The sequence below is a fragment of the Luteibacter anthropi genome, assembly GCF_011759365.1.
Classification (GTDB): Bacteria; Pseudomonadota; Gammaproteobacteria; order Xanthomonadales; family Rhodanobacteraceae; genus Luteibacter; species Luteibacter anthropi.
Window position 1 is genome coordinate 46224 of record NZ_JAARLZ010000006.1, and the last position, 19496, is coordinate 65719.

The 19496-nt window shown below is 63.8% G+C and carries 21 protein-coding genes; 15 read left to right on the plus strand and 6 right to left on the minus strand.

From position 1 onward, the window contains the following. Window positions 1–72: 72 nt before the first annotated feature. Window positions 73–414: a hypothetical protein gene (locus tag HBF25_RS11945; RefSeq protein WP_166948695.1), complete on the minus strand. Its 342-nt coding sequence runs from the start codon at window positions 412–414 to the stop codon at window positions 73–75. A 216-nt stretch (window positions 415–630) separates the two neighbouring features. Here HBF25_RS11945 and HBF25_RS11950 point away from each other — a divergent pair, with 216 nt between their 5' ends. Genes HBF25_RS11950 through HBF25_RS11960 form a run of 3 tightly spaced genes read left to right on the plus strand, consistent with a single transcriptional unit; the run spans window position 631 to window position 2979 of the window. After that, complete coding sequence (locus HBF25_RS11950) at window positions 631–1875, plus strand: sensor histidine kinase (protein WP_166948697.1); 1245 nt, start codon at window positions 631–633, stop codon at window positions 1873–1875. Further along, window positions 1868–2635, plus strand: coding sequence for a LytR/AlgR family response regulator transcription factor (locus HBF25_RS11955; RefSeq protein WP_166948699.1), 768 nt, complete (start codon window positions 1868–1870; stop codon window positions 2633–2635). Before HBF25_RS11950 ends, HBF25_RS11955 begins: the two co-directional genes overlap by 8 nt. 14 nt (window positions 2636–2649) lie before the next feature. Next, entirely contained in the window at window positions 2650–2979 is a 330-nt protein-coding gene (locus tag HBF25_RS11960; protein WP_166948701.1) for a hypothetical protein, read from the plus strand. 45 nt (window positions 2980–3024) lie between these two features. Here the strand turns inward: HBF25_RS11960 and HBF25_RS11965 are convergent, their stop codons facing one another. Continuing rightward, on the minus strand, window positions 3025–3411 hold the full coding sequence (locus HBF25_RS11965; protein WP_166948703.1) for a hypothetical protein: 387 nt from the start codon (window positions 3409–3411) through the stop codon (window positions 3025–3027). A 129-nt stretch (window positions 3412–3540) separates the two neighbouring features. Next, window positions 3541–5523 (minus strand): CocE/NonD family hydrolase, encoded by a 1983-nt coding sequence (locus HBF25_RS11970; protein WP_166948711.1) that lies wholly within the window; start codon window positions 5521–5523, stop codon window positions 3541–3543. A 151-nt stretch (window positions 5524–5674) separates the two neighbouring features. Here HBF25_RS11970 and HBF25_RS11975 point away from each other — a divergent pair, with 151 nt between their 5' ends. The 9 genes from HBF25_RS11975 to HBF25_RS12015 all read left to right on the plus strand — a co-directional run bounded on the left by HBF25_RS11975 (window position 5675) and on the right by HBF25_RS12015 (window position 14124). Further along, window positions 5675–6394 carry a VOC family protein gene (locus HBF25_RS11975; RefSeq protein WP_166948713.1) on the plus strand — a complete coding sequence of 240 codons (720 nt, stop codon included), beginning with the start codon at window positions 5675–5677 and terminating at the stop codon, window positions 6392–6394. A 112-nt stretch (window positions 6395–6506) separates the two neighbouring features. Next, entirely contained in the window at window positions 6507–8099 is a 1593-nt protein-coding gene (locus HBF25_RS11980) for a Na+/H+ antiporter (RefSeq protein WP_166948715.1), read from the plus strand. A 175-nt stretch (window positions 8100–8274) separates the two neighbouring features. Beyond that, entirely contained in the window at window positions 8275–8601 is a 327-nt protein-coding gene (locus HBF25_RS11985; RefSeq protein ID WP_166948717.1) for a hypothetical protein, read from the plus strand. Between the two features lie 487 nt (window positions 8602–9088). Next, a complete protein-coding gene (locus tag HBF25_RS11990) occupies window positions 9089–9613 on the plus strand; it encodes a ZrgA family zinc uptake protein (RefSeq protein WP_166948719.1) in 525 nt (174 codons plus the stop codon). Further along, a complete protein-coding gene (locus tag HBF25_RS11995; RefSeq protein WP_166948721.1) occupies window positions 9610–10320 on the plus strand; it encodes an ABC transporter ATP-binding protein in 711 nt (236 codons plus the stop codon). Before HBF25_RS11990 ends, HBF25_RS11995 begins: the two co-directional genes overlap by 4 nt. Then, entirely contained in the window at window positions 10320–11576 is a 1257-nt protein-coding gene (locus HBF25_RS12000; protein WP_166948723.1) for an ABC transporter permease, read from the plus strand. Before HBF25_RS11995 ends, HBF25_RS12000 begins: the two co-directional genes overlap by 1 nt. Next, window positions 11573–12286 carry a DUF3299 domain-containing protein gene (locus HBF25_RS22545; protein ID WP_166948725.1) on the plus strand — a complete coding sequence of 238 codons (714 nt, stop codon included), beginning with the start codon at window positions 11573–11575 and terminating at the stop codon, window positions 12284–12286. The genes HBF25_RS12000 and HBF25_RS22545 overlap by 4 nt, the downstream gene beginning before the upstream one ends. Beyond that, window positions 12286–13035: a ZIP family metal transporter gene (locus tag HBF25_RS12010; RefSeq protein WP_166948726.1), complete on the plus strand. Its 750-nt coding sequence runs from the start codon at window positions 12286–12288 to the stop codon at window positions 13033–13035. The genes HBF25_RS22545 and HBF25_RS12010 overlap by 1 nt, the downstream gene beginning before the upstream one ends. A 105-nt stretch (window positions 13036–13140) precedes the next feature. Continuing rightward, the gene (locus tag HBF25_RS12015; RefSeq protein ID WP_166948728.1) at window positions 13141–14124 is read left to right on the plus strand and encodes a DUF535 family protein; all 984 of its coding nucleotides are present in this window, start codon (window positions 13141–13143) and stop codon (window positions 14122–14124) included. Between the two features lie 56 nt (window positions 14125–14180). Here HBF25_RS12015 and HBF25_RS12020 read toward each other — a convergent pair whose 3' ends face one another. From HBF25_RS12020 to lexA, 3 genes are all read right to left on the minus strand, one after another. Beyond that, a complete protein-coding gene (locus HBF25_RS12020; protein ID WP_166948730.1) occupies window positions 14181–15251 on the minus strand; it encodes an alginate lyase family protein in 1071 nt (356 codons plus the stop codon). A 265-nt stretch (window positions 15252–15516) separates the two neighbouring features. Then, on the minus strand, window positions 15517–16146 hold the full coding sequence (imuA, locus tag HBF25_RS12025; protein WP_166948732.1) for a translesion DNA synthesis-associated protein ImuA: 630 nt from the start codon (window positions 16144–16146) through the stop codon (window positions 15517–15519). 4 nt (window positions 16147–16150) lie between these two features. Continuing rightward, entirely contained in the window at window positions 16151–16771 is a 621-nt protein-coding gene (lexA, locus tag HBF25_RS12030; RefSeq protein ID WP_166948734.1) for a transcriptional repressor LexA, read from the minus strand. Window positions 16772–16906: 135 nt separating this feature from the next. Here lexA and HBF25_RS12035 point away from each other — a divergent pair, with 135 nt between their 5' ends. The 3 genes from HBF25_RS12035 to HBF25_RS12045 are packed head-to-tail and all read left to right on the plus strand — an operon-like array spanning window position 16907 to window position 19428. Beyond that, window positions 16907–18028, plus strand: coding sequence for an MFS transporter (locus tag HBF25_RS12035; RefSeq protein ID WP_166948736.1), 1122 nt, complete (start codon window positions 16907–16909; stop codon window positions 18026–18028). A gap of 15 nt (window positions 18029–18043) precedes the next feature. Continuing rightward, on the plus strand, window positions 18044–18664 hold the full coding sequence (locus HBF25_RS12040) for an HAD family hydrolase (RefSeq protein ID WP_166948738.1): 621 nt from the start codon (window positions 18044–18046) through the stop codon (window positions 18662–18664). After that, window positions 18661–19428 (plus strand): DeoR/GlpR family DNA-binding transcription regulator, encoded by a 768-nt coding sequence (locus HBF25_RS12045; protein ID WP_166948740.1) that lies wholly within the window; start codon window positions 18661–18663, stop codon window positions 19426–19428. Before HBF25_RS12040 ends, HBF25_RS12045 begins: the two co-directional genes overlap by 4 nt. Window positions 19429–19496: the final 68 nt, after the last annotated feature.

The window sequence follows — 19496 nt, forward strand, 5'->3', positions numbered from 1 at the left end:
TCGGCGACCGGCATGGCGGCTGTCTGGCCGCTACCGCGGGTCGCCGACAAGGTCGGCTCCTGCATGATTTCGTCAGGACAGGGCGGTGAGCTGCGTTGCGCCGATCACGCCGATGAACACCACCGACAGCATCCAGAAGCGGGCCGGGTCGCGCCATACGCAGACACCCAGGCACACCACGCCCAGCACGCACGAGACGATGCCGGCCGACGTCAGGCCCAGGGCCAGAAGGGACGGATCGCCGCCGCCGGAAGCCAGCAGCATGGGTCGGAAGATGGCATACCAGGCCAGCACCAGGCAGGCACCACCGACGATGCCCAATAGCCAGTTGGCCGGATGATGTTTCGGAAGAAGCTGGATGCCGAGATAAATGGCAAGAACGACGACAGCAAAAACGACGAGCAGCAAGGCCATGCAATAACCCCTTTGTCGTGACTGGTGCGGTCCCCACCGCGAGAGTCGTTCCACCGAGCATGGACTATGACGCAGGTCAGGTCATGCTGCGCCGCGCAAGGCTGTCCGGGCTTGCCGTGGGCATCTTTCGTCGGGCCAGGCCCTGTTTCGTCGGATTCGGCCCCTTAACGAAGGCGGCGCATCGTATGCTCGCCCCGCATTGAAGGGAGGGGTGACATGGCAAGTATCAAGTTCCTGGGACGTATCGTGGTGGCGTGGTTCGCCGCCTGGTGCATCTTGCTGGTCGCCTGGGGCGCATTGGGTTGGAATCGCGGCGAGCTGCCGTGGATTTTCACGCTGGCCTGGTTTATCGGACTGCTGATCGCGCTGGCGCGCGGCGTGACCCATCTTTACCGTGTGCGTGTCATCGCAGGGCGTATCGACGCGGAAACCGTCTCCAACCGACAGCGTCGTCGCGTCGAGGTGCCTTTCGCCGCCGACGAGGCGTTCGAGATCGTCGATGCCGTGATGCGTGAGTTGCCGAATGTGCACGACCTGCGCGCGTCGCGCAGCGGTCTTCAGGTGCAGGCGATTATCCGGCTGCCCCAGGCGACCGAACCTGCGCCACGGCGCATTCGCGCACCGCGTGCAACGTTTGATCGCAATACAAAGGTTTTCGCCACCATCACCCCGTCGGACGGGTCCTCCAGCGTGATGTTCGTATGCGAGCCCGACAGCGGCGCATGGACCGACTGGTTCAATCCCGACATGGGTACGTCGCTGGAATATGTGGAAACCCTGGTAAGGGCCACGACGCAACGCATGAGCGAGCGTCGCAACCGCGAGCGTTCCGATGCGCGCCAGACCGCCATGGAGAAGGAACTGACGGCAGCCCAGCTGGGTTTGCTTCAGGCCCAGGTCGAGCCACACTTTCTCTACAACACGCTGGCCAGCGCCCAGGAACTGGTGCGGACCGATCCTGCCAGGGCGGATCGCATGCTCGGGCATCTCATCGATTACCTGCGTCGTTCACTGCCCCGCACCGACGGCTCGCTTTCCACGGTGGGGCAGGAGCTTGAACGTTCCACCTCCTGGCTGGAGATCATGCGCCTTCGCATGGGGGAGCGGCTTGCCGTACACGTCGATGTGCCCGAGCAGGTCATGGGCATGCCGATGCCGTCGATGATGTTGCAGACCCTGGTGGAAAACGCCATTAAACATGGCCTCGAACCGAAGCCGGGCGGTGGAGGTATCTGGATCCGTGCGGGTGCCGACATGGCCGTGTTGTCACTCACCGTCGCCGACGACGGCGTGGGGTTTCGCAGCGACGGTGCAGGTACCGGCATCGGCCTGAAGAACCTGAGGGAAAGACTGCGCCTGACCTATGGCAGTGCCGCCGCTTTCACCATCGGCAACAACTTCCCCAGTGGCGTTGCCGCCACCATTGTCCTGCCGATCCATGGCGGAGGTCCCCATGGCTAATTGCATCATCGCCGAGGACGAAAAGCTGCTGAGTGCCGCGCTTCAACGTGAACTCGCTCTCGCGTGGCCCGACCTGGATATCGCCGAAGTGACGGAAGACGGCGGTTCGGCCCTCGATGCCATCGCCACGCACCAGCCTGACGTCGCTTTCCTTGATATCCGCATGCCGGGGCTCACGGGCATGGAGGTCGCCGCTGCCGCCGCCGATGTCAGTCCGCACACGCTGGTCGTCTTCATCACCGCTTACGACCAGTACGCCGTGGACGCTTTCGAACGGGGCGCCATCGATTACCTGCTGAAGCCTGTCACGGCGGATCGTCTGGCGCAGACGGTGACCCGGTTGCGCAGCCGCCTGGCGGACGCGGCGCATCATGCGCAACGCGGGGCCAGGGTCGCGCGGGACATGCTTGAGCGCTACGACGAGCAGCCCGATGAACCCCTGACCTGGATTACCGCCAGTACGGGGCGGGCGACGCGCCTGATCCTCGTGGAAGACGTGCTGTATTTCCGGGCCGACAACAAGTACACGCTGGTGGCAACGGCCGACGGGGACGCATTGCTGAGCCGGCCGATTCGCGACCTGCTGAGGCAGCTGGACCCGCGCATCTTCAGGCAGGTGCATCGCTCCACGATCGTGAACCTGCGGCAGGTCGCTTCGGTAGAACGGGACGACACGGGAAAGGGATGCCTGCGCCTGCGCGGACGCCCGGAGACCCTCAGTGTCAGCCAGCCCTTCATGTCCATCTTCCGCGCCATGTGACGAAGGAGATTCCCATGCGCACCTTGCTCGCCATCATCTACAGTCTCATGAATCTCGTCGGTTGCACCGACGCCCAGAACCGCAGCATCGTGGTGTCGTCGAAGGAGAACGGCGTCGTCACCCTGGATAGCGTGACCCAGGTGGAGCGCGGACGCGCGGAATTCCAGTGCCGTGCGAGCCGCACGGGCAAATGCCACTATGTGGTATTCGACAAGGGCGAGATGGTCGCCGATTTCACGCTTGCCGTGGCGGGTCGCCACCGTGCCGATGGCCTGCCGGCAGACTTCGGACAATGCGTTGCCACGGAGGCAGGGCGCGTCGATGCGCAGTGCAAGCCCCTGTGAGCAGGATGGGCTGAAGGCGCCCCCGCGCCTCCAGCCCCGTGACACTTACTGCCAGCCGACCGAGTAAGGCCAGCGACCGAGGTTCTGCACTTCGGGAACGCCACGGCCTTCGCAGCTGGCCGTGAGGCAGGCACTCTGGATGGTCACGTTGGACGGCAACGTGTAGGCGGTAACGATGTTGCCCGGAACGATCCAGCCCGGGTCTTCATTCGGATTGCTGCACACCACCACTTCGGTGATCGTGTACGCCGTATGGATGTTGCCACCGTGCCTTGCGCGTCCATCGCACAGCAGATACTGCTGGCCGACAACGTTGCCGCCTTCATCGAAATACTTCACCGACTGTGAATTGGGTGGACGTGCTTCGGCCGCACCAGCGAAACATGCGGAGGCCACGATAGCGATCATGAAACCCTTGAGCATCAATTTCATCCAACCTTCCCCTTACTGGATCGCAGGTGATTCCTGCGAAGAGGACGGTAGGTACCTTGTTCCGTAAAGTCTGTAGGCGCATGCCGTAGAGGCACGTAGGTATGCGCCTACAGACTTTCGCTTCCCTTGTCAGGGTTGCTTGCGGGGCACGATGGTGTAGGTGATGCCGGAAGGATGCGTCGTGTCATGGTGCAGCGCATTATGCGCGATCACGCCGTTGTCTTCGTCGTAGTTGTTGCCGCCGGTATTCAGATTGCGGTCGAAGCGGGGGAAGTTGCTGCTGGAGACCGCCACGCGGAGCTTGTGCCCGGGGAAGAAGTAGTTGCTGGTATCGATCGGCTGGAAAGTGACTTTGTAGACCTCCCCGTCCTTCATCCACACCGGAGGCTTGTCATAGCCATCGCGATAACGCATGCGCTGGATGTTCTCGGTGAGGTTGTAGGCCTTGCCGTCGGGATACACGTCCATCACCTTGAAGGTGAAGTCGGTGTCCTTGGCATCCGACGAGACGTACAGGGTCACCGTGATGGGGCCGCTTACTTCCGTGCCTTCCTTGAAGGGCTCGGAGTCGTATACGAGGATGTCGTTACGGGTGAGCTGGGGGTTCTGGTCGTAGGAACCGAACTTCACGGCCGTACCCTGGCAGCAGCCACCGCCGCCCAGCGTCGTGACGGGGTTCATGGGGTCGTAGATGAAACGATCCGGCTGGTCGGTGGCTTGAGGGCTGTCTGCCAGGTGTCCATCGCCATAGAGCGTGTTGGCCTTGCCGGCACTGGTGAAGTAGAGCGTGCGCGTCTGCGAACCGGCTGGCGGCCAGGTCGGCGAATCGTGCCATTTGTTTTCGCCCATGACGTAGTACATCACCTTGGGCTGTTTATCGACGGCGGGGCTGTCGACGCCCTTCAGGTATTTGTCGAACCAACCGTAGACAAGGCCGTCGTAATCGAAGCGTGCGTCGCCGACATCGAGGTCGCCGATCATGGTGTGTTCGGTGGCCCGGGTATAGGCGCAATGCAGCACCGGGGCGATCACGGCGTATTGCTGGTCGGCAATGGCCTTCGACGCCGTCGCGCGCACCTGGTTGTACGCGGCCAGATTGGGCGAGACGGATACGTCGAACCAGCTCATGAACCACAGGCCCGGCTTGTCGATCTTCATGTTGTCGTGCCACAGGCCTCCCTTGTACCAGGCGGGGCTGTTGGGCGTGCGCGCAATCATGTTGCCGCCGGTGGGGTTGTCCATGGCATCGGCAAAGATGCCCTTCGGCCCGTCAATGGACTTCATGATGTCCTTTTCGGGCAGATGCCAGAATGCCTTGTCCCAGTCGGCGGGCGGCATCTGCGGGTCGAGATCGAACGCCTTCGACGCACGAATGAGATCCGCCTGTGTCGTATTGGCCGGGAACATCGGGCGCACCTGGTTCTGTTCTTCGTAGAGCCAGTCGATGAAAAGCATCTGCACCGCGCCGCCGCGATACCAGTTGCCCTGCTCGTAATAGGGCCCCACGCGACCGACGCCGGCGCCAAAGCCCTGTACGTTGAACGTCGCAAGACCGGGTTCGCCCTCGGCGACGACGGCCATCTGCCATTCGGCAGTGGACGAACAACCCGTGGTGCCCACCTTGCCATTCGACCAGGGCTGCGAGGTGAGCCAGCGCACGGCATCCACGCCATCGGATAGCGGGGCGCCGAGGATGTCGTAATTGCCCTCGGAGAAATAATGACCGCGCTCGTTCATGGTGACGTAGGCGTAGCCGCGTTTGACGGCAGCCAGCTCGCGGCTCATGTCTCTCGGCGCGCCATTCTTCACATCCCAGAAATTGAAGTTGTAGGGTGTGCGCACGAAGATCGTGGGCACCTTGCCACTGGCTCCCTTGGGTCGGTAGACGTCGGCGGCCATGCGTTTGCCGTCGCGCATCTTCACCATCACCTTGCGGTCGATGACGGCAACGTCCTCGAGTTGTTTTTCCAGGTCGTTGCGTTTGGCGACGAGCGCTTTCTGTTCGGGCGTGAGTACGGCCTGGGCGGCAACAGGTGCCGAGATGGCGGCAAGGCAGAAGGCGCCTGCCGCCACCGACAGGGTGGTGCGGAGGCTGCGGGAAGGGACGCGCATGGAAGAAACCCCTGGGCTGAACGGACCATCGAGTCTGGCAAAGCCGCCATGGCGGGTAAATCGTGACTTCTGGCAGGGCAGGGGGCTTGACCTCAACTTTGGTTGAGGTTGTTCAATGAAGCTCCCCCCAAGGATTCACGGAGCCTCCCCCATGCGTATCACACGGATCACGCTCCCCTCCGTCGATGTCGATGCCTGTCTCGCGTTCTATCGTGACGTGATGCAGTTGAGGACACTCGGACACACCATCCAGGCAGGTTGGACGCGCATCGATGTGGTTCCGGCCCACAGCGATACCGGTAGCGTCCACCTGGCATTCAATATTCCACGCAACCGTTTCGCGGCCGCATGTGCATGGGTGCAAGAACGGGCCATGGTGCTGGGTGATCCCATGGGCGAGGAGCGGTTCCATCTCGACGGTGTCTGGCAATCGGACTCGGTGTACTTTGCCGGCCCCCATGGCTCCGTGCTGGAACTGATCGCACGGCATCCGCTGGCGTTTGACGGCGCTGCGGAAGGTGCCTTCCATGGGCACGAGATTGCCTGCGTGAGCGAACTGGGATTGCCCACCTCGGACGTGCCGTCGCTGGTGCGCTCGCTGGTCTTGCGCATGGGTATGCGGCCCTTCGGTGAGATCACCGATGGTTTTGCACCCATGGGCGACCACGAAGGCCTGCTCATCGTGGTCGACCGCGATCGATTGTGGTTCCCGCAGATGCGCCAGAAGCCGGGCGCCTACGGCGTATCCGCAACCCTGGAGGGGGTGTTGCCGGAAAGCCGGGTGGTGGATGCCGAAGGATGGAGTCTTACGGGGGCCATCCCGGTGGACATGGCGTGGCTGGCCCGCTCGCAACGCATGGTGGCCTACTAGGGTCCGGTCGATCGACAGGGTGCTCCGGCGGGCACCGATGCCACGGGGATAGACCATACGCCATGGATGTTCGCCTATGCTTGGGCTGCGCTGATTGCACCCTTGGGCGGCCATGTCTTCGACCGAAACCTTCAAGTTCATTCTTATCCTGCTCGTTGCGATCCTCGCACTGGAGCTGATTGCCCGGCGCCTGCGCCTGCCCACGGCGGCCGCGTTGCTGGCTGGCGGAATCGGCATTGCGTTTCTGCCCGGCGTACCGGCGGTGAGTTTCGATCCGGAGCTGGTGCTTATCGTGTTCCTGCCACCGCTGCTCCAGGATGGCGCGTTCTATACCGTGTGGTCGGATTTCCGCCGCTACCTGGGCGGCATCCTCTGGCTGGCCGTGGGCGCGGTGATCTTCACCACCTTCGTCGTCGGCGCGGTGGTGCACTGGGTGCTGCCGTCGTTGCCATGGGCGGCATGCTTTGCATTGGGCGCCGTGGTGTCGCCACCGGATGCCGTGGCCGCCAAGGCCGTACTGGGCAAGGTGCGCCTGCCACGCCGGCTCATGGTGCTACTGGAGGGCGAGAGCCTGCTTAACGATGCCACGGGCCTGGTGCTGTTCCGCTTTGCGGTGGTGGCTGCGCTGACGGGAGCTTTCAGTTTCCAGGGGGCGGTGCTGAGTTTCGCGGGCCTGGCCCTGGGCGGTATTGCTGTCGGTGCCGTGGTCGGCTTCGTGCTGGTACGCGTGCTTCGTCGCATCGATCACATGTTCCTCGCCATCACCGCGTCCTGCCTGTCACCGTGGGCTGCCTACATCGGCGGAGAAAGCCTCCATGTATCGGGGGTGATGTCGACGGTGACCACCGGCATCATCTTCGGCTGGTACCAGCATGATGTGTTCTCGGCCAACGAGCGTATCCGCGGCACCGCCTTCTGGGGTGTGATGATCTTCCTGCTGGAAGCCCTGGTGTTCATCCTGATCGGCTTCTCCCTGCGCGGCGTCGTGGAGCGACTGGGCGGCCTGGATGCCACCTTGCATGAACTGGGCGTGCCTATTCTTGCCGTGCTGGCGGCGGTGATCCTGTCCCGGTTCCTCTGGGTCTACGCCACCGATTACCTGCGTGTGCCACTGGGTCGGCTGGTGGGCCGCAAGCCATTGCCTCCATCGCCGCGCGCTTCATTCCTGCTCAGCTGGGCGGGCATGCGCGGTGTAGTCACGCTGGCTATCGCACTGTCGCTTCCCGAGGCCATGCCCGGTCGCGACCTGACGCTGGCGGCTGCCTTCGCCGTGATCCTTGTCACGGTAGTGGTGCAGGGCGGCACGATGGCACCCCTGATCCGCCTGCTGGGCCTGGACCGTTCCGTGCAGGAGGATTCGCATCATCTCAACGAGGCGCAGGCATCCGTGCTGATCGATGCGGCGCAGCTGGAGGCAGTGAAAGCGCGGGCCTACGACGAAGGCGGAAACCTCATTCATCCGCGCCTGCTGGAGCAGTATGCGTATCGCGCGGGGATTGCAGAGCGCTATGCAGCAGCACCACAGAACTACACCGGTGGCCGGGAATCCCATTACGACGTCGTACTTGCCGCCATCGCGGCGGGGCGTGCGGAATTGCTGCGGTTGCATCGATCGGGGCGCATCCACGACGAATTGCTTCACTACATCGAGCGGGATCTCGATCTGCAGCAGATATCCGCGGAAAACGATCGTCAGAGTCCCTGAGGACAGAACCGGGCGAGCAGGGTGGTGTTGCCCGTTTGGACGGGGTAAGGGGTTTCACACGCCCTCTACACCTGCGTGCGATCAAATATGCCAAATGTGCGCCGGTCGGCATATTCGGCAGGCAAAGCCCGGCAAGCTGCACCGATATCCGACACAAGGAAAGGGACAGGTATTCATGACGACACCGGTGGACGTTTCGCATCGACAACTTGAGCGGCTGCACGACGACACGCGTGGCCTTGTCGATGCGTTCCGCGACGCCGATTTCGAGGAGGCTGCCTTTCGCGGTCACCTGGTCTGCCTGCATGCCCGCGACATGGGGCTGGATGATCTGCAGGGTATCGCCGCGCGTCTTGTCGAGGCGCTTTCCGGCTGGCGTGAATCCGAGGTTCCGCGAGGCCGGCTGCTTGCCGCTGCGCTCATGATCGAAGATGTCAGCCGCGCCATGCATCAGGCCGTCGTTGCCGCTGTGGGCGGTGACGAAAGCGAGGCGTCGCCCTGACGTCATGTTCGTGATGCGGATGGCTTTTCCGCCACATGTCCGCGTGATCATCGAGCCCTTACCTGACGATTGCCGACAGTCCGGATGATTCCTGTAAAGGCGTCTTCCGGTTGAGGTCGAATCACTATTGTTATACTATAACAATAGTGATTCGACCGGTTTTTGCAGGTGCCGCGCATGCGATTGACGTGGAAGGCGCCTTTCCCATGCAGGGGATGGCGTATCGGTTTGGCTGGCGTCCTATGGGGGCATGCCACGTTGGCGCTGGCGATACCCGGTCAAGCACGCCCCCTGCTCTGGTGTTGCATGGAATGGCTGGCAGTGCTGCCAGCCGTCATGGTGCTGGCCATGGCGATCACCGCATATGTCGCCCACAGGCGTGCGGACAGCGGCCGAAATCGCTGACACACGCTCGCGAAAGCTCATGAACTTACGGGTTGTTGCTGCGACAGCATTGTTATATTGTAACAATAGCTGGAGGTCATCCATGTCACGTCGCAACCCCTCGTTCGTCCTTGTCGCCCTGGTGTTGGCCAGCGGCGCATCCACCGCAGCGGTCCGGCACCTGGGCGCCCATGTACACGGGCAGGCGACGGTAGACATTGCCGTCGACCAGAGCCACCTCCAGGTGGGCCTGCATTTGCCCGGCCACGATGCCGTCGGTTTCGAGCATCCACCAGCCAGCGCGGCCCAGCGCAAGGCGTTTGATCATGCGATGGCGGTACTGAAGGCGGGGCGCTGGATCGAGCCTTCGCGTGAGGCCAGCTGCCGGCTGCGCAAGGCCGATGTCTCGGCACCCGGGCTGGAAGGCGAAGCCACGGGTGGCCATGCGGATATGCAGGCGACTTACGATTTCGACTGTGCGAACGCGGTGAAGCTCGCGGCCGTGGATTTGCGTCTGGTCGAGGCATTTCCTTCCGTGCAGCGTATCGTTGCCGATGTGATATCCGCGCAGGGCAGTGCCGAGCAGGTACTGGAGCAAGGTGTCGTACGGGTCGATATCGCCCCATGAACGATGCGCCTGCACCCCTGATCGCGTGCCAGGGCGTGGGCTATGCATGGCCCGGATCCACCCTTGCATTGACGCTCGATGATTTCACCCTCGCGAAAGGAGAGCGCCTTTTCCTCTGTGGCCCCAGTGGCAGTGGCAAAAGCACCTTGCTCGGCCTGCTTTCCGGCGTGTTGCAGCCATCGACGGGGCAGGTCAGCGTACTGGGGCAGCAGCTCTCGTTGCTTCGCGCGCCCGAACGCGATCGCTTTCGTGCGGATCACATCGGCTATGTCTTTCAGCAGTTCAATCTGCTGCCGTTTCTTGATCCTGTCGAGAACGTGCTGATGGGCTGCGCCTGGTCGCGGGAACGCCGGCAGCGTGCAGGCGGCCTGCCTTCCTCGTTGCGCATGGAGGCCGTGCGGTTGCTCCAGGCACTCGAGCTGGACGGCGACGCCATCCAGCGGACCCGCACCAGCGCACTCAGTGTCGGCCAGCAGCAGCGAGTGGCGGCGGCGCGGGCACTGATCGGTGGTCCGGCCCTTCTGCTGGCGGATGAGCCTACGTCTGCGCTGGATGGGCGCAGTCGCGATGCCTTTCTTCATCTCCTGCTCGGAGAATGCGCACGACATGGCACCGGCGTGCTTTTCGTAAGTCACGACATGGCGCTGGCGCGGCATTTTGATCGCGCGGTGACGCTGGGATCGTCGGCGGATCGGATGGTGGCCTGATGAATCTTTTCCGGTTGACCCTGAAAAGCCTGCGTCAGCGACGGGCTGGCGTGGCGCTTACCGTGCTCACCATCGCGCTCAGTGTCTTTCTTGTGCTTGGCGTCGAACGCGTGCGAACCGACGCGCGCGAAGGATTCGCCAGCACGGTCTCGGGTACCGACCTGTTGGTGGGCGCCCGTTCTGGGCCGGTGAACCTGCTGCTGTACGCCGTATTTCATGTGGGCGAGGCCACCAATAACATCACCTGGAAAACGTACGAGGACATTCGTGCGATGCCCGAAGTGGCTTGGACGGTGCCGCTGTCGCTTGGCGATTCGCACCGGGGCTTCCGCGTGACCGGTACGACGACCGACTTCTTCGACCGCTATCGTTACGGCGGTGGCCATGCACTCCAATTCGTGCAAGGCGCGCGTTTCGACGATCTCTACGATGCCGTGATCGGTGCCGAAGTGGCACGACGCCTGGGTTACCGCGTGGGCGATCGCATCGTGCTCGCCCACGGCGTCGCTGCGACAAGCGCGTCATTGCATGCCGACAAGCCGTTCCGTATCAAGGGCATCCTCGCGCCCACCGGTACGCCGGTGGACGCCACCATTGCCGTGAGTCTTGCCGCGATCGAGGCCATCCACGTGGACTGGCGCTCCGGCATGCGCCTGCCGGGCATGCAGACCAGCGCGGAGCAGGCACGGCACATGGACCTCACGCCGCATGCGATCACCGCCTGCCTGGTCGGGCTGCATTCGCGCCTGTCGGTCTTCGCGGTGCAGCGGGCGCTCAACGAATACGACGAAGAACCCTTGCTGGCGGTGTTGCCTGGCGTGGCGCTTGGCGAACTCTGGCAGATCGTTGGCACGGCCGAAGGTGCGCTGCGCATCGTGAGTGCGATGGTGTTGCTGGTCGGCATGTGCGGCATGCTCACCGCGTTGCTGGGCATGCTCGACGAGCGGCGCCGGGAGATGGCTGTGCTGCGCGCCGTGGGCGCGTCGGTGAAAACGGTGTTCGGATTGCTGGTGATGGAAAGCGCGTTGCTGACGCTGGCCGGTTGTCTCATTGGCGTCGTGTTGTTGTCAGGAGTGTCCTGGCTGGCGCGCGATGAACTCCTGTTGCGGGCAGGCCTGGCGATCAACATCGCACCGTCGGCGCAGGAAGTACTGATCCTTGGCGCGATCTTCCTCATGGGCGTCGTGGCGGGATGTATACCGGGGTGGGTAGCGTATCGCCGGTCGCTCGTCGACGGCTTGCAGGTGCGCCTGTGAGTGCGCGCCTTATGGTTCTTCTGGCGATGCTGGCGCTGCTCTGCGCTTGCGGATCGCCGGATAGCGCCGACGGGCCTGCCGCGACGGGCACCTCCGCGCTCGCGAAGGCACAGGCCGAAGCGGATGCCGGCCGTGCACGCCTGGCGGCAGCAGGCGCCGAAGGGATGGCCGCCGCCAATGCCTATGCCGTATCGCGTGGCGTGGTGAAGGGCGCCGGTGCCGGTGCCGACCTGCTCGGCCTGGCCGACGAAAACGGCTACGCGGACCTGGACTGGACCCACATGATGCCGCCCGAAGACATCAAGCTGCTTGAGGATGCGCCTCCGGTGGTGCATGTCGGCACGCAGCGCATGAAGCAGGTCGGCACCCTGCATACCGTGGCCGCGCTCGATGGCCGGAAGGTGCGCCTGACCGGGTATGTCGTTCCGCTGGAGTCGGACGCCGAAGGGCGGATGACCGAATTCTTCTTCGTTCCTTTCTATGGCGCCTGCATTCACGTGCCGCCGCCACCGCCCAACATGCTGGTGCACGTCCGCCTGTCCAAGGGCATCGACACGCCCAGTCTCTATGATCCCCTGGTGCTCCGGGGCGTCCTGCATACCCAGCAGACCTCCAACGCGATGGCGGCATCCGCCTATGCGGTGGATGGTGCCGCGCTGGGACCCTATCGCAACGACGACGAAGAGCGCCTGCGCCAGGCTTTCGAATAATGACCTCCCCGATTGCTCTACTGATGGCTTCGCTGATGCTCGGAGCCACGTCGTTCGCCTCAAGGCTCGTCGTGTGGCTACCCGGCGGTGCGCTGACGAAGGCGTTGCCCTGGCTGCAATCCCTCGCCGTGGGATTGCTGCTGGGCGACGCGCTGTTGCACGTGTTGCCCCATGCGCTGGGCACCGGCCTGTCCGAGCAGGCCATCATGGGCCTTACCAGCCTGGGGGTGCTCGCCATGGTGGCCATCGAGGGGTTTCTCCGCCCGGCTGTCGAAGATGCCCTGCCGGCAGGCGCTCCGGCCACCTTCGCCCGCATGAACCTCGTGGGGGACTTTCTCCACCATTTCGTCGATGGGATCGTACTGGCGGCTGGCTTCATCGCCGGGGAGGCCGTGGGCCTTGCCACGCTGCTCGCCGTCGCCCTGCATGAGGTTCCCCGTGAGATCGGCAGTGCAAGTGTCCTGGTCGCGGGGGGCTACAGCCCTCGTGATGCGTTCCGGTGGTCGGTCGGCATGGCGGCGGCGGTTCCGGCCGGCGCCCTGACGATGCAGTGGGCACGGCTGGACGACCACGCGACGGGTGCCGCGATGGCGATCGCCTGCGGTACGGTCCTGTATGTGGCCCTGGCCGATATCCTCCCTGGCGTCTGGCAACGTGCCCGGAGGGCGTCGCGCTGGGTGCCGGCGTGCGGCATCAGCCTGGGGCTGGCTTTCATGTGGGGCGTGGCTGCATTCGGCCACCATCACTGAGGGTGGTCCGGGGTCACGCCCGGAAAAATTCCGAGGCGGCGATTTCAATTTTCGGTTGGTGCAACGTCGTAAGATTACGAAAATTCTTGCGAGTCATCCGGCCCGATGCGTGCTTTCTTGCTGTTCCTCCAGAGCTTCCGTAACAGGGACGACTGGACCTCGGTATCCACGCATCGCCATCCGCTGGCGTATGCGTTCAGCTACGCACTGTCCTGCCTCCCCCATCTGCGGCCGCACCTGCGCTGGCTGGCGCTGGTGGCCGATGAGCCTGTGGTTCGCGAGGCGCTGCGGTACGACAGGCGCCTGCTGGAGCGTTGGCAGCACCGTTACCTGAGCCGGCGGTTTTCACGCGGCGAGCGCCTGGAGCGGGTCCATGACCATTTCCGTTTTGTCGCGTCCCGGTTGCCGACCAGCCTGCTGATGACCATGTACGGACATGGCCGGGTCGTCGTTGCGCGCGTGGCGCTCGACGATGGCGGCGTTCTGGAACTCGCCTGGCAGCCTCCGGTGCGGCGTACGTGCGAAGGTGAGCTGGACATGGTGCTGTCCATCGATGGCGTCAGGCTTTATTCGTTGACCACGGCCTTCGCGCCTTCGCGTGGCGCCCTGTGGGTCGGATGCGTCCAGGGGCCACGTAGTGACGATGCGCAGGCTCTGGATACCCTGCGCTGGGCACAGAAGCGTTGCCACGGCCTGCGTCCACGTCATCTCCTGCTGTCCATGGCGGGCGTCCTGGCCCGGCAATACGGGCTCGCCAGCATCCTCGGCACGAGCGATGCCATGCACCCGTTCCGCGGCACGGGCAAGCTCAAGGTGTCCTACGACGTCATCTGGACGGAAGCAGGGGCGGAGCGTTGCGACAATGGCCTTTTCGTTGCACGGGCCGCCGACTTCATGCTTCGGCCGAAGGTGGTCAGGACCACGCACCGTGCGGCCTATGAGCGCCGGGAGGCCTTGCGATTCCGGATGACGCGCGATTTCCTCGACACCCTGGTGCGCCCTGGCTATGAGCGGGAAGAGGGCCTGCGCATGGCCCTTGAAAGAGCGGGCAGGCCGGCGCTGTCTTCCTCGGTCTTCGAGTCCTGCTGAGAGGGTGGGCATCCGGGAGAGACGTGGTACCCCGCCATGCGGCGGCGCCCTCAGGATCAGGGGGCGCTGGCGGCGGGAGGCTGGCCTCCCAGGTAGATGGCTGACGTCGAAGGAAGTCGCGACACAATGGTCTTGAGTGTGCCGTCCGGGAAGCGTTGATCGTAGGTAAGCACCCAGGCCAGGAGGTTGGGGTCGTAATCCGCTTCCTTCTGCGTGGCCCCGGTGGCCTTGGCGAAATAAGCAGGATTCAGCACGCCGTCGCTGGCTCGCTTGACCAGCCGGTCCAGTGCATGGCCTTTCTCGTCGTAGAGATGGCCGCCGTTTGCTTCACCCAGCTCAGCCATGATCACCAGGGGTTCCGCGGCGAAAAGGTGGTAGTGCAGGGCGAGCGATTTGCGACTCATCTCCAGGGGTAAGGTGCCTTCGGCCGTGATCTGGCTGACACCGATCCGGTAACTGTCGGCACCCCAGCGATAACGACGCGGGTCGTTGGTGGCAATGCCGGTAGCCATGACAGCGAGGCCGGCCCAGTAGCGATGATTATTACGACTGTCCGTAACGCTTCCGCGTGTGCGGCCGTCGTAATAGGACATGTTGGCGTCAGCAAGGGCACCAAGCCAGTTCTGTACATGCTCCGACGCGCCTGAAGATGACCCAAGACCGGGGCGGACCTTGAGCCATGCGATGGCATACGCGCCGAGCATCCAGCCTTGTACGTAGGTGTCCTGATTGCTGCTGACCTGGCTGAAGGCCTTGTCCGACGCGAATCCTTCGAGCCAGCGGGCCACGCATTCCGCGGTGGCCCGATCACCGGTATGGCGATAGTCGTCGGCCATGCGTTCGACGTTGTGCAGCGCCTTCATCAGTGGCTGCATCTGTTCGTCGTAGGCATGTTTGCGAGCCGGATCGATCACCGAGTGCGACGCGTCGCTGTAGTAGTCGTTGAGCGTGAGGCGGGCGGGGAGGCGGGGAACTTCCCCACAGCTTTCGTCGTGGCCGGTCCCATGAGCTTCCACAGGGTGATCCCATGGACTTTGCAGCGCATCGTCATGTGGGCGGGCCTGGGCACTTCCGGCGGCCAGTACCGCAAGGCAGGCGGTCAGGCAGGAAGCGAAATACTTGGTCATCGCATGGCTCCGCGTGAGGTGGGGACGCGGGCATCGTGGCATGCGGAAAGTGCGTGTCCTTGCACGAAAACATCGGCGGAAAGTTACGTTTAGCCGGGCTTTATCCCTGGAGTAGAACCAGGCCTGTCTCCGGGTGCGGGCGGCCGGGCGATGGCGGAGAACATCGCGACGGTCTCCCGGAGACAGGCCTGAAACAGGGCTGGCATGGAGCAACGAGGTACCCGACATGACGGTGGATGAGGGACACCGTCATGCCGGGCGTCCCTCACGCCCGCATGCCCAGCAGCGGAGCGGTGGTGGACAGCAGGTTGCGCGACTTCAGTACGTCCACATAGGTGGCTTCGTCGCTGTTGCTGACCTTGATCCGGAGTGAGGCCGGACTGTTGTAGGGCACGTGAATGGCGGGGCGGAACACGATGGCGCAGGCATCGCTGCTTTCGGCCGCCTGCTGGATACGACGCAGGCTGCGGTAGTCGGCATCAGGCAACCAGCCCACCACGGCGCCGCAGCAGCCGGAACGCAGGCATTGCTCCATCGCCCACGCCGCTTCGGAACTGCCGCTATGCATCTCGTGCAGAAAGCGGCGATCCACGCCTGCGGCATCCAGCGCGCGGCCGTAGTCCACGTTGGGCGGCGCAACGAAGATGACCCGGCGGTGTTCCTGGGTCAGTGCCGCGAGGGCCGGAAGCACCAGGTCGAGTTCTCCGAAACCGGAATGTTCGAAAAGAATCTCGCTGAGGGCACCCAGCGGCCAGCCATGACCGGGAAGCTTTTCGTCCAGCGACGGCACACCCGTGGACAGCGTACGCACGCGACCCGGGCGGTCGAGCAGGGGATGCCACAGGTTGGCGGGATTGAACGAACGGGCGGACGACGAAGAGGCGAAGGCATTCATGGGATCAGGTCCTGCGCAGGATGCCGACGTAGCGCCCTTCGATGGCGAAGGCGTGGCGGCGAGGGTTGACTTCGATCGGATCGAAGTCGGGATTTTCGGGAAGCAGGAGAACGCGATCGCGTTCTTGCCGGAACCGCTTGACGGTGACTTCGTCATCGAGACGTGCCACGACGATCTGTCCGTTGCTGGCGGTATTCGTACGGTGGACAGCAAGAAGATCGCCGTCGAGGATGCCCACGTCGCGCATGCTCAGGCCTACCACGCGCAGCAGGTAATCGGCGCGGGGACGGAACAGGGCCGGGTCGATCTCCATCTGCGATTCGATGTTTTCTTCCGCGAGGATCGGAGAGCCTGCGGCCACCCGGCCGATCAGGGGCAGCTCGTAGCCGGACGGTGCGCGCCGGGTCACATGACCGGCAAGGCGCAGTCCACGATGATGGGGCGAACGTTCGAGTAGTCCCTTGCGGACTAGCGATTCCACGCAGGCCTGCGCCGAGCTGTGACTGGGCAGGCCCAGGGCATCGGCAATTTCCCGCAGGGTAGGCGGCAGGCCATGCGCCTGGGTGTATTCACGCAGGAACGCAAGGGTGCGTTGCTGGCGTTCGCTGAGGTTCGGTGTCGGCATGCGTACATTTGTACACATCGCGGTGACCGGATGCAATAGGCCATTGTTCCACGTGATCGTGCATTACTGGTTGCACGTTTATGCATGTTTTCGTACATTGATGCTCATTCCTCCTTGCGCCGCGCCTTTCTCCCCATGAATCCTGTACGCGCTACCCGACTTATCTTCCTTCTCTCTGGCATCGGCATGGCCAGTTGGGCGCCCATGGTTCCCTATGCGAAGGCCCGTCTTGGCCTCGACGACGGCGTCCTCGGCCTGGTGTTGCTCTGCATGGGCTGCGGCGCTGCCGCTGCCATGCCACTGGCTGGATTCCTTACCCATCGCTTCGGCAATCGCGACGTGATCGGCGTATCCGGCCTGCTGCTCTGCGTCGCGCTGCCCTTGCTCACGCTGGCGACGAATGTCTGGTGGCTGGGTGCGGCCCTGCTGTTCTTCGGCGCATCGCTGGGCCTGGTCGACGTGGCGATGAATGCCCACGCCGTGGACGTGGAAAAAGTCGAAGGCCGGCCGATGATGTCGGGCTTCCATGGCCTGTTCAGCGTTGGTGGTCTGGCCGGTGCCGCCGGCATGGCGGCACTGCTGAAGGCCGGTGCTCCGCTGACGGGCAGTGCCATCGCGGTATCGCTGTTGTTGCTGGTGATCGTGCTGACCCAGTGGAAGCATTTCCTGGTGCGCCACGAAGACGATGCGCAGGCTCGCCATGCCGGGTTCCGTATGCCTGGGGGTGCCGTATTCCTGCTGGGGTTCCTGTGCCTGGTGACCTTCCTGGCCGAAGGTTCGATGCTCGACTGGAGTGCGGTTTTCCTGCGTTTCTCGCGCGGCTTCGATGCCTCGACGGCAGGCCTCGGTTACGCAGCGTTCTCGGTGGCGATGGCGCTCGGTCGCCTGCTGGGGGATCGCATCACGGCGGCACTTGGCCCGGTCACCATCGTGCGCGCAGGCAGTGCCATTGCAGCGGCGGGCTTCCTGCTCGCCACGCTGGTGCCGTGGGATGGCGCAGCGCTGGTCGGGTTCGTTCTGGTCGGTATCGGCGCGTCGAACATCGTGCCGGTGCTCTTCAGCGCCGCCGGTCGCCAGAAGGGGACGACCCCGGCCATCGCCATTGCCACGGTTACCTCACTGGGTTATGCCGGCATGCTCGCCGGCCCTGCGGCCATCGGCTTCATCGCCCATCTCAGCAGCCTGCCTGCGGCCTTGTGCGGCGTGGCCGGCCTGTTGATCATTGTGTCTCTCTGCGCGTCGATTGCGCGCCGCTGATCCGGAGTTTCTTTCATGCATTCCAAGCGCAATGTAGTCATCTTCGATTTCGGCGGCGTACTCGTCGACTGGAATCCGCGGCATCTCTACCGCAAGCTTTTCGGTGACGACGAGGAGGGCATGGAGCGCTTCCTGACCGAGGTCACCACCAACGAATGGAACCTCCAGCAGGACAAGGGCCGGCCGTGGTCGGAGGCTGTCGCGCTGCTGACGAAGGAGCATCCCCAGCATGCCGGGTTGATTGCGGCTTACCACGAGCGCTGGCCGGAAACCCTGAAAGGCCCCATCGACGACAGCGTCACCATCCTGCACGACCTCAAGAAGGCAGGGCACCCGCTCTACGGCCTCACCAACTGGTCGCACGAGACCTTTCCCTTTGCCCGTGAACGCTATGCGTTCTTCGACTGGTTCGACGGCATCGTGGTGTCAGGCGAGGAGGGCATGATCAAGCCCGATCCGAAACTCTACGAGACCCTGCTCGAGCGCTACGACATCGATCCGAAGCGGGCGATCTTCATCGACGACAACAAGCACAACGTAGAAGCGGCTGAAGCGCTGGGCATCCATGGCATCCATTTCCACTCGCCCGCACAGCTGCGCAGCGAACTGATCGCCCTGGGATTCCTGCCGGAATGAGCCTGTTCGAAGCCACCCTGCCGCGGGAGCGGCAGGATCTGATCCTCGATCGCCTGCATCGCGACGGCAAAGTCGTGGCGGCGGATCTGGCCCAGGAGTTCCGGGTGTCGGAAGACTCCATTCGCCGGGATCTGCGCGATCTTGCGGCGCGCGGCCTGTGCCGTCGTGTCTATGGCGGCGCCCTGCTGGTCCACCACGTGCCGCCGATCGGCGAGCGCCATCACGAGCGCGCCGAACTGAAGCGGCTTCTCGCCCGCACGGCGGCATCGCTGGTAGGTGAGAAGCAGATCCTGTTCATTGACGCGGGTTCCACCAATACCGCGCTGGCGAAGGCCCTGCCGGACAATCGCGCGCTGACGGTGGTGACCAACGCACCGGACGTAGCGTCTGCGGTGCTGGGCCGGCCCGGTTTCGAGGTGATCCTGCTGGGCGGCAAGCTGGACCCGTTCATCGGCGGAGCGATCGGCTCGCGCACCGTGCGCCAGGCGCAGGATATCCGCGCGGACCTGTGTTTTCCGGGGGTTTGTGCCGTCGATCCCATGAGTGGGCTATGGACGATCCACGAAGAGGAAACCGTGTTCAAGCAGGCGATCATCGAGGCCAGCGGTGAAACGGTGGCGATTGCCACGCCGGACAAGCTGGTGGCCTCGGCCACGCATCACACGGCGCCCATCGGAGCGATCACGCACCTGGTGGTAGCGGCGGATACGGATACATCGATCGTAGAACGCTACCGCACCGCAGGCGTCTGCGTACACCTGTAGGAGCGCGCCTTGCGCGCGACCGGTTTTCGCGAAGAACGACATTTACGCCAAAACCGGTCGCGCGCAAG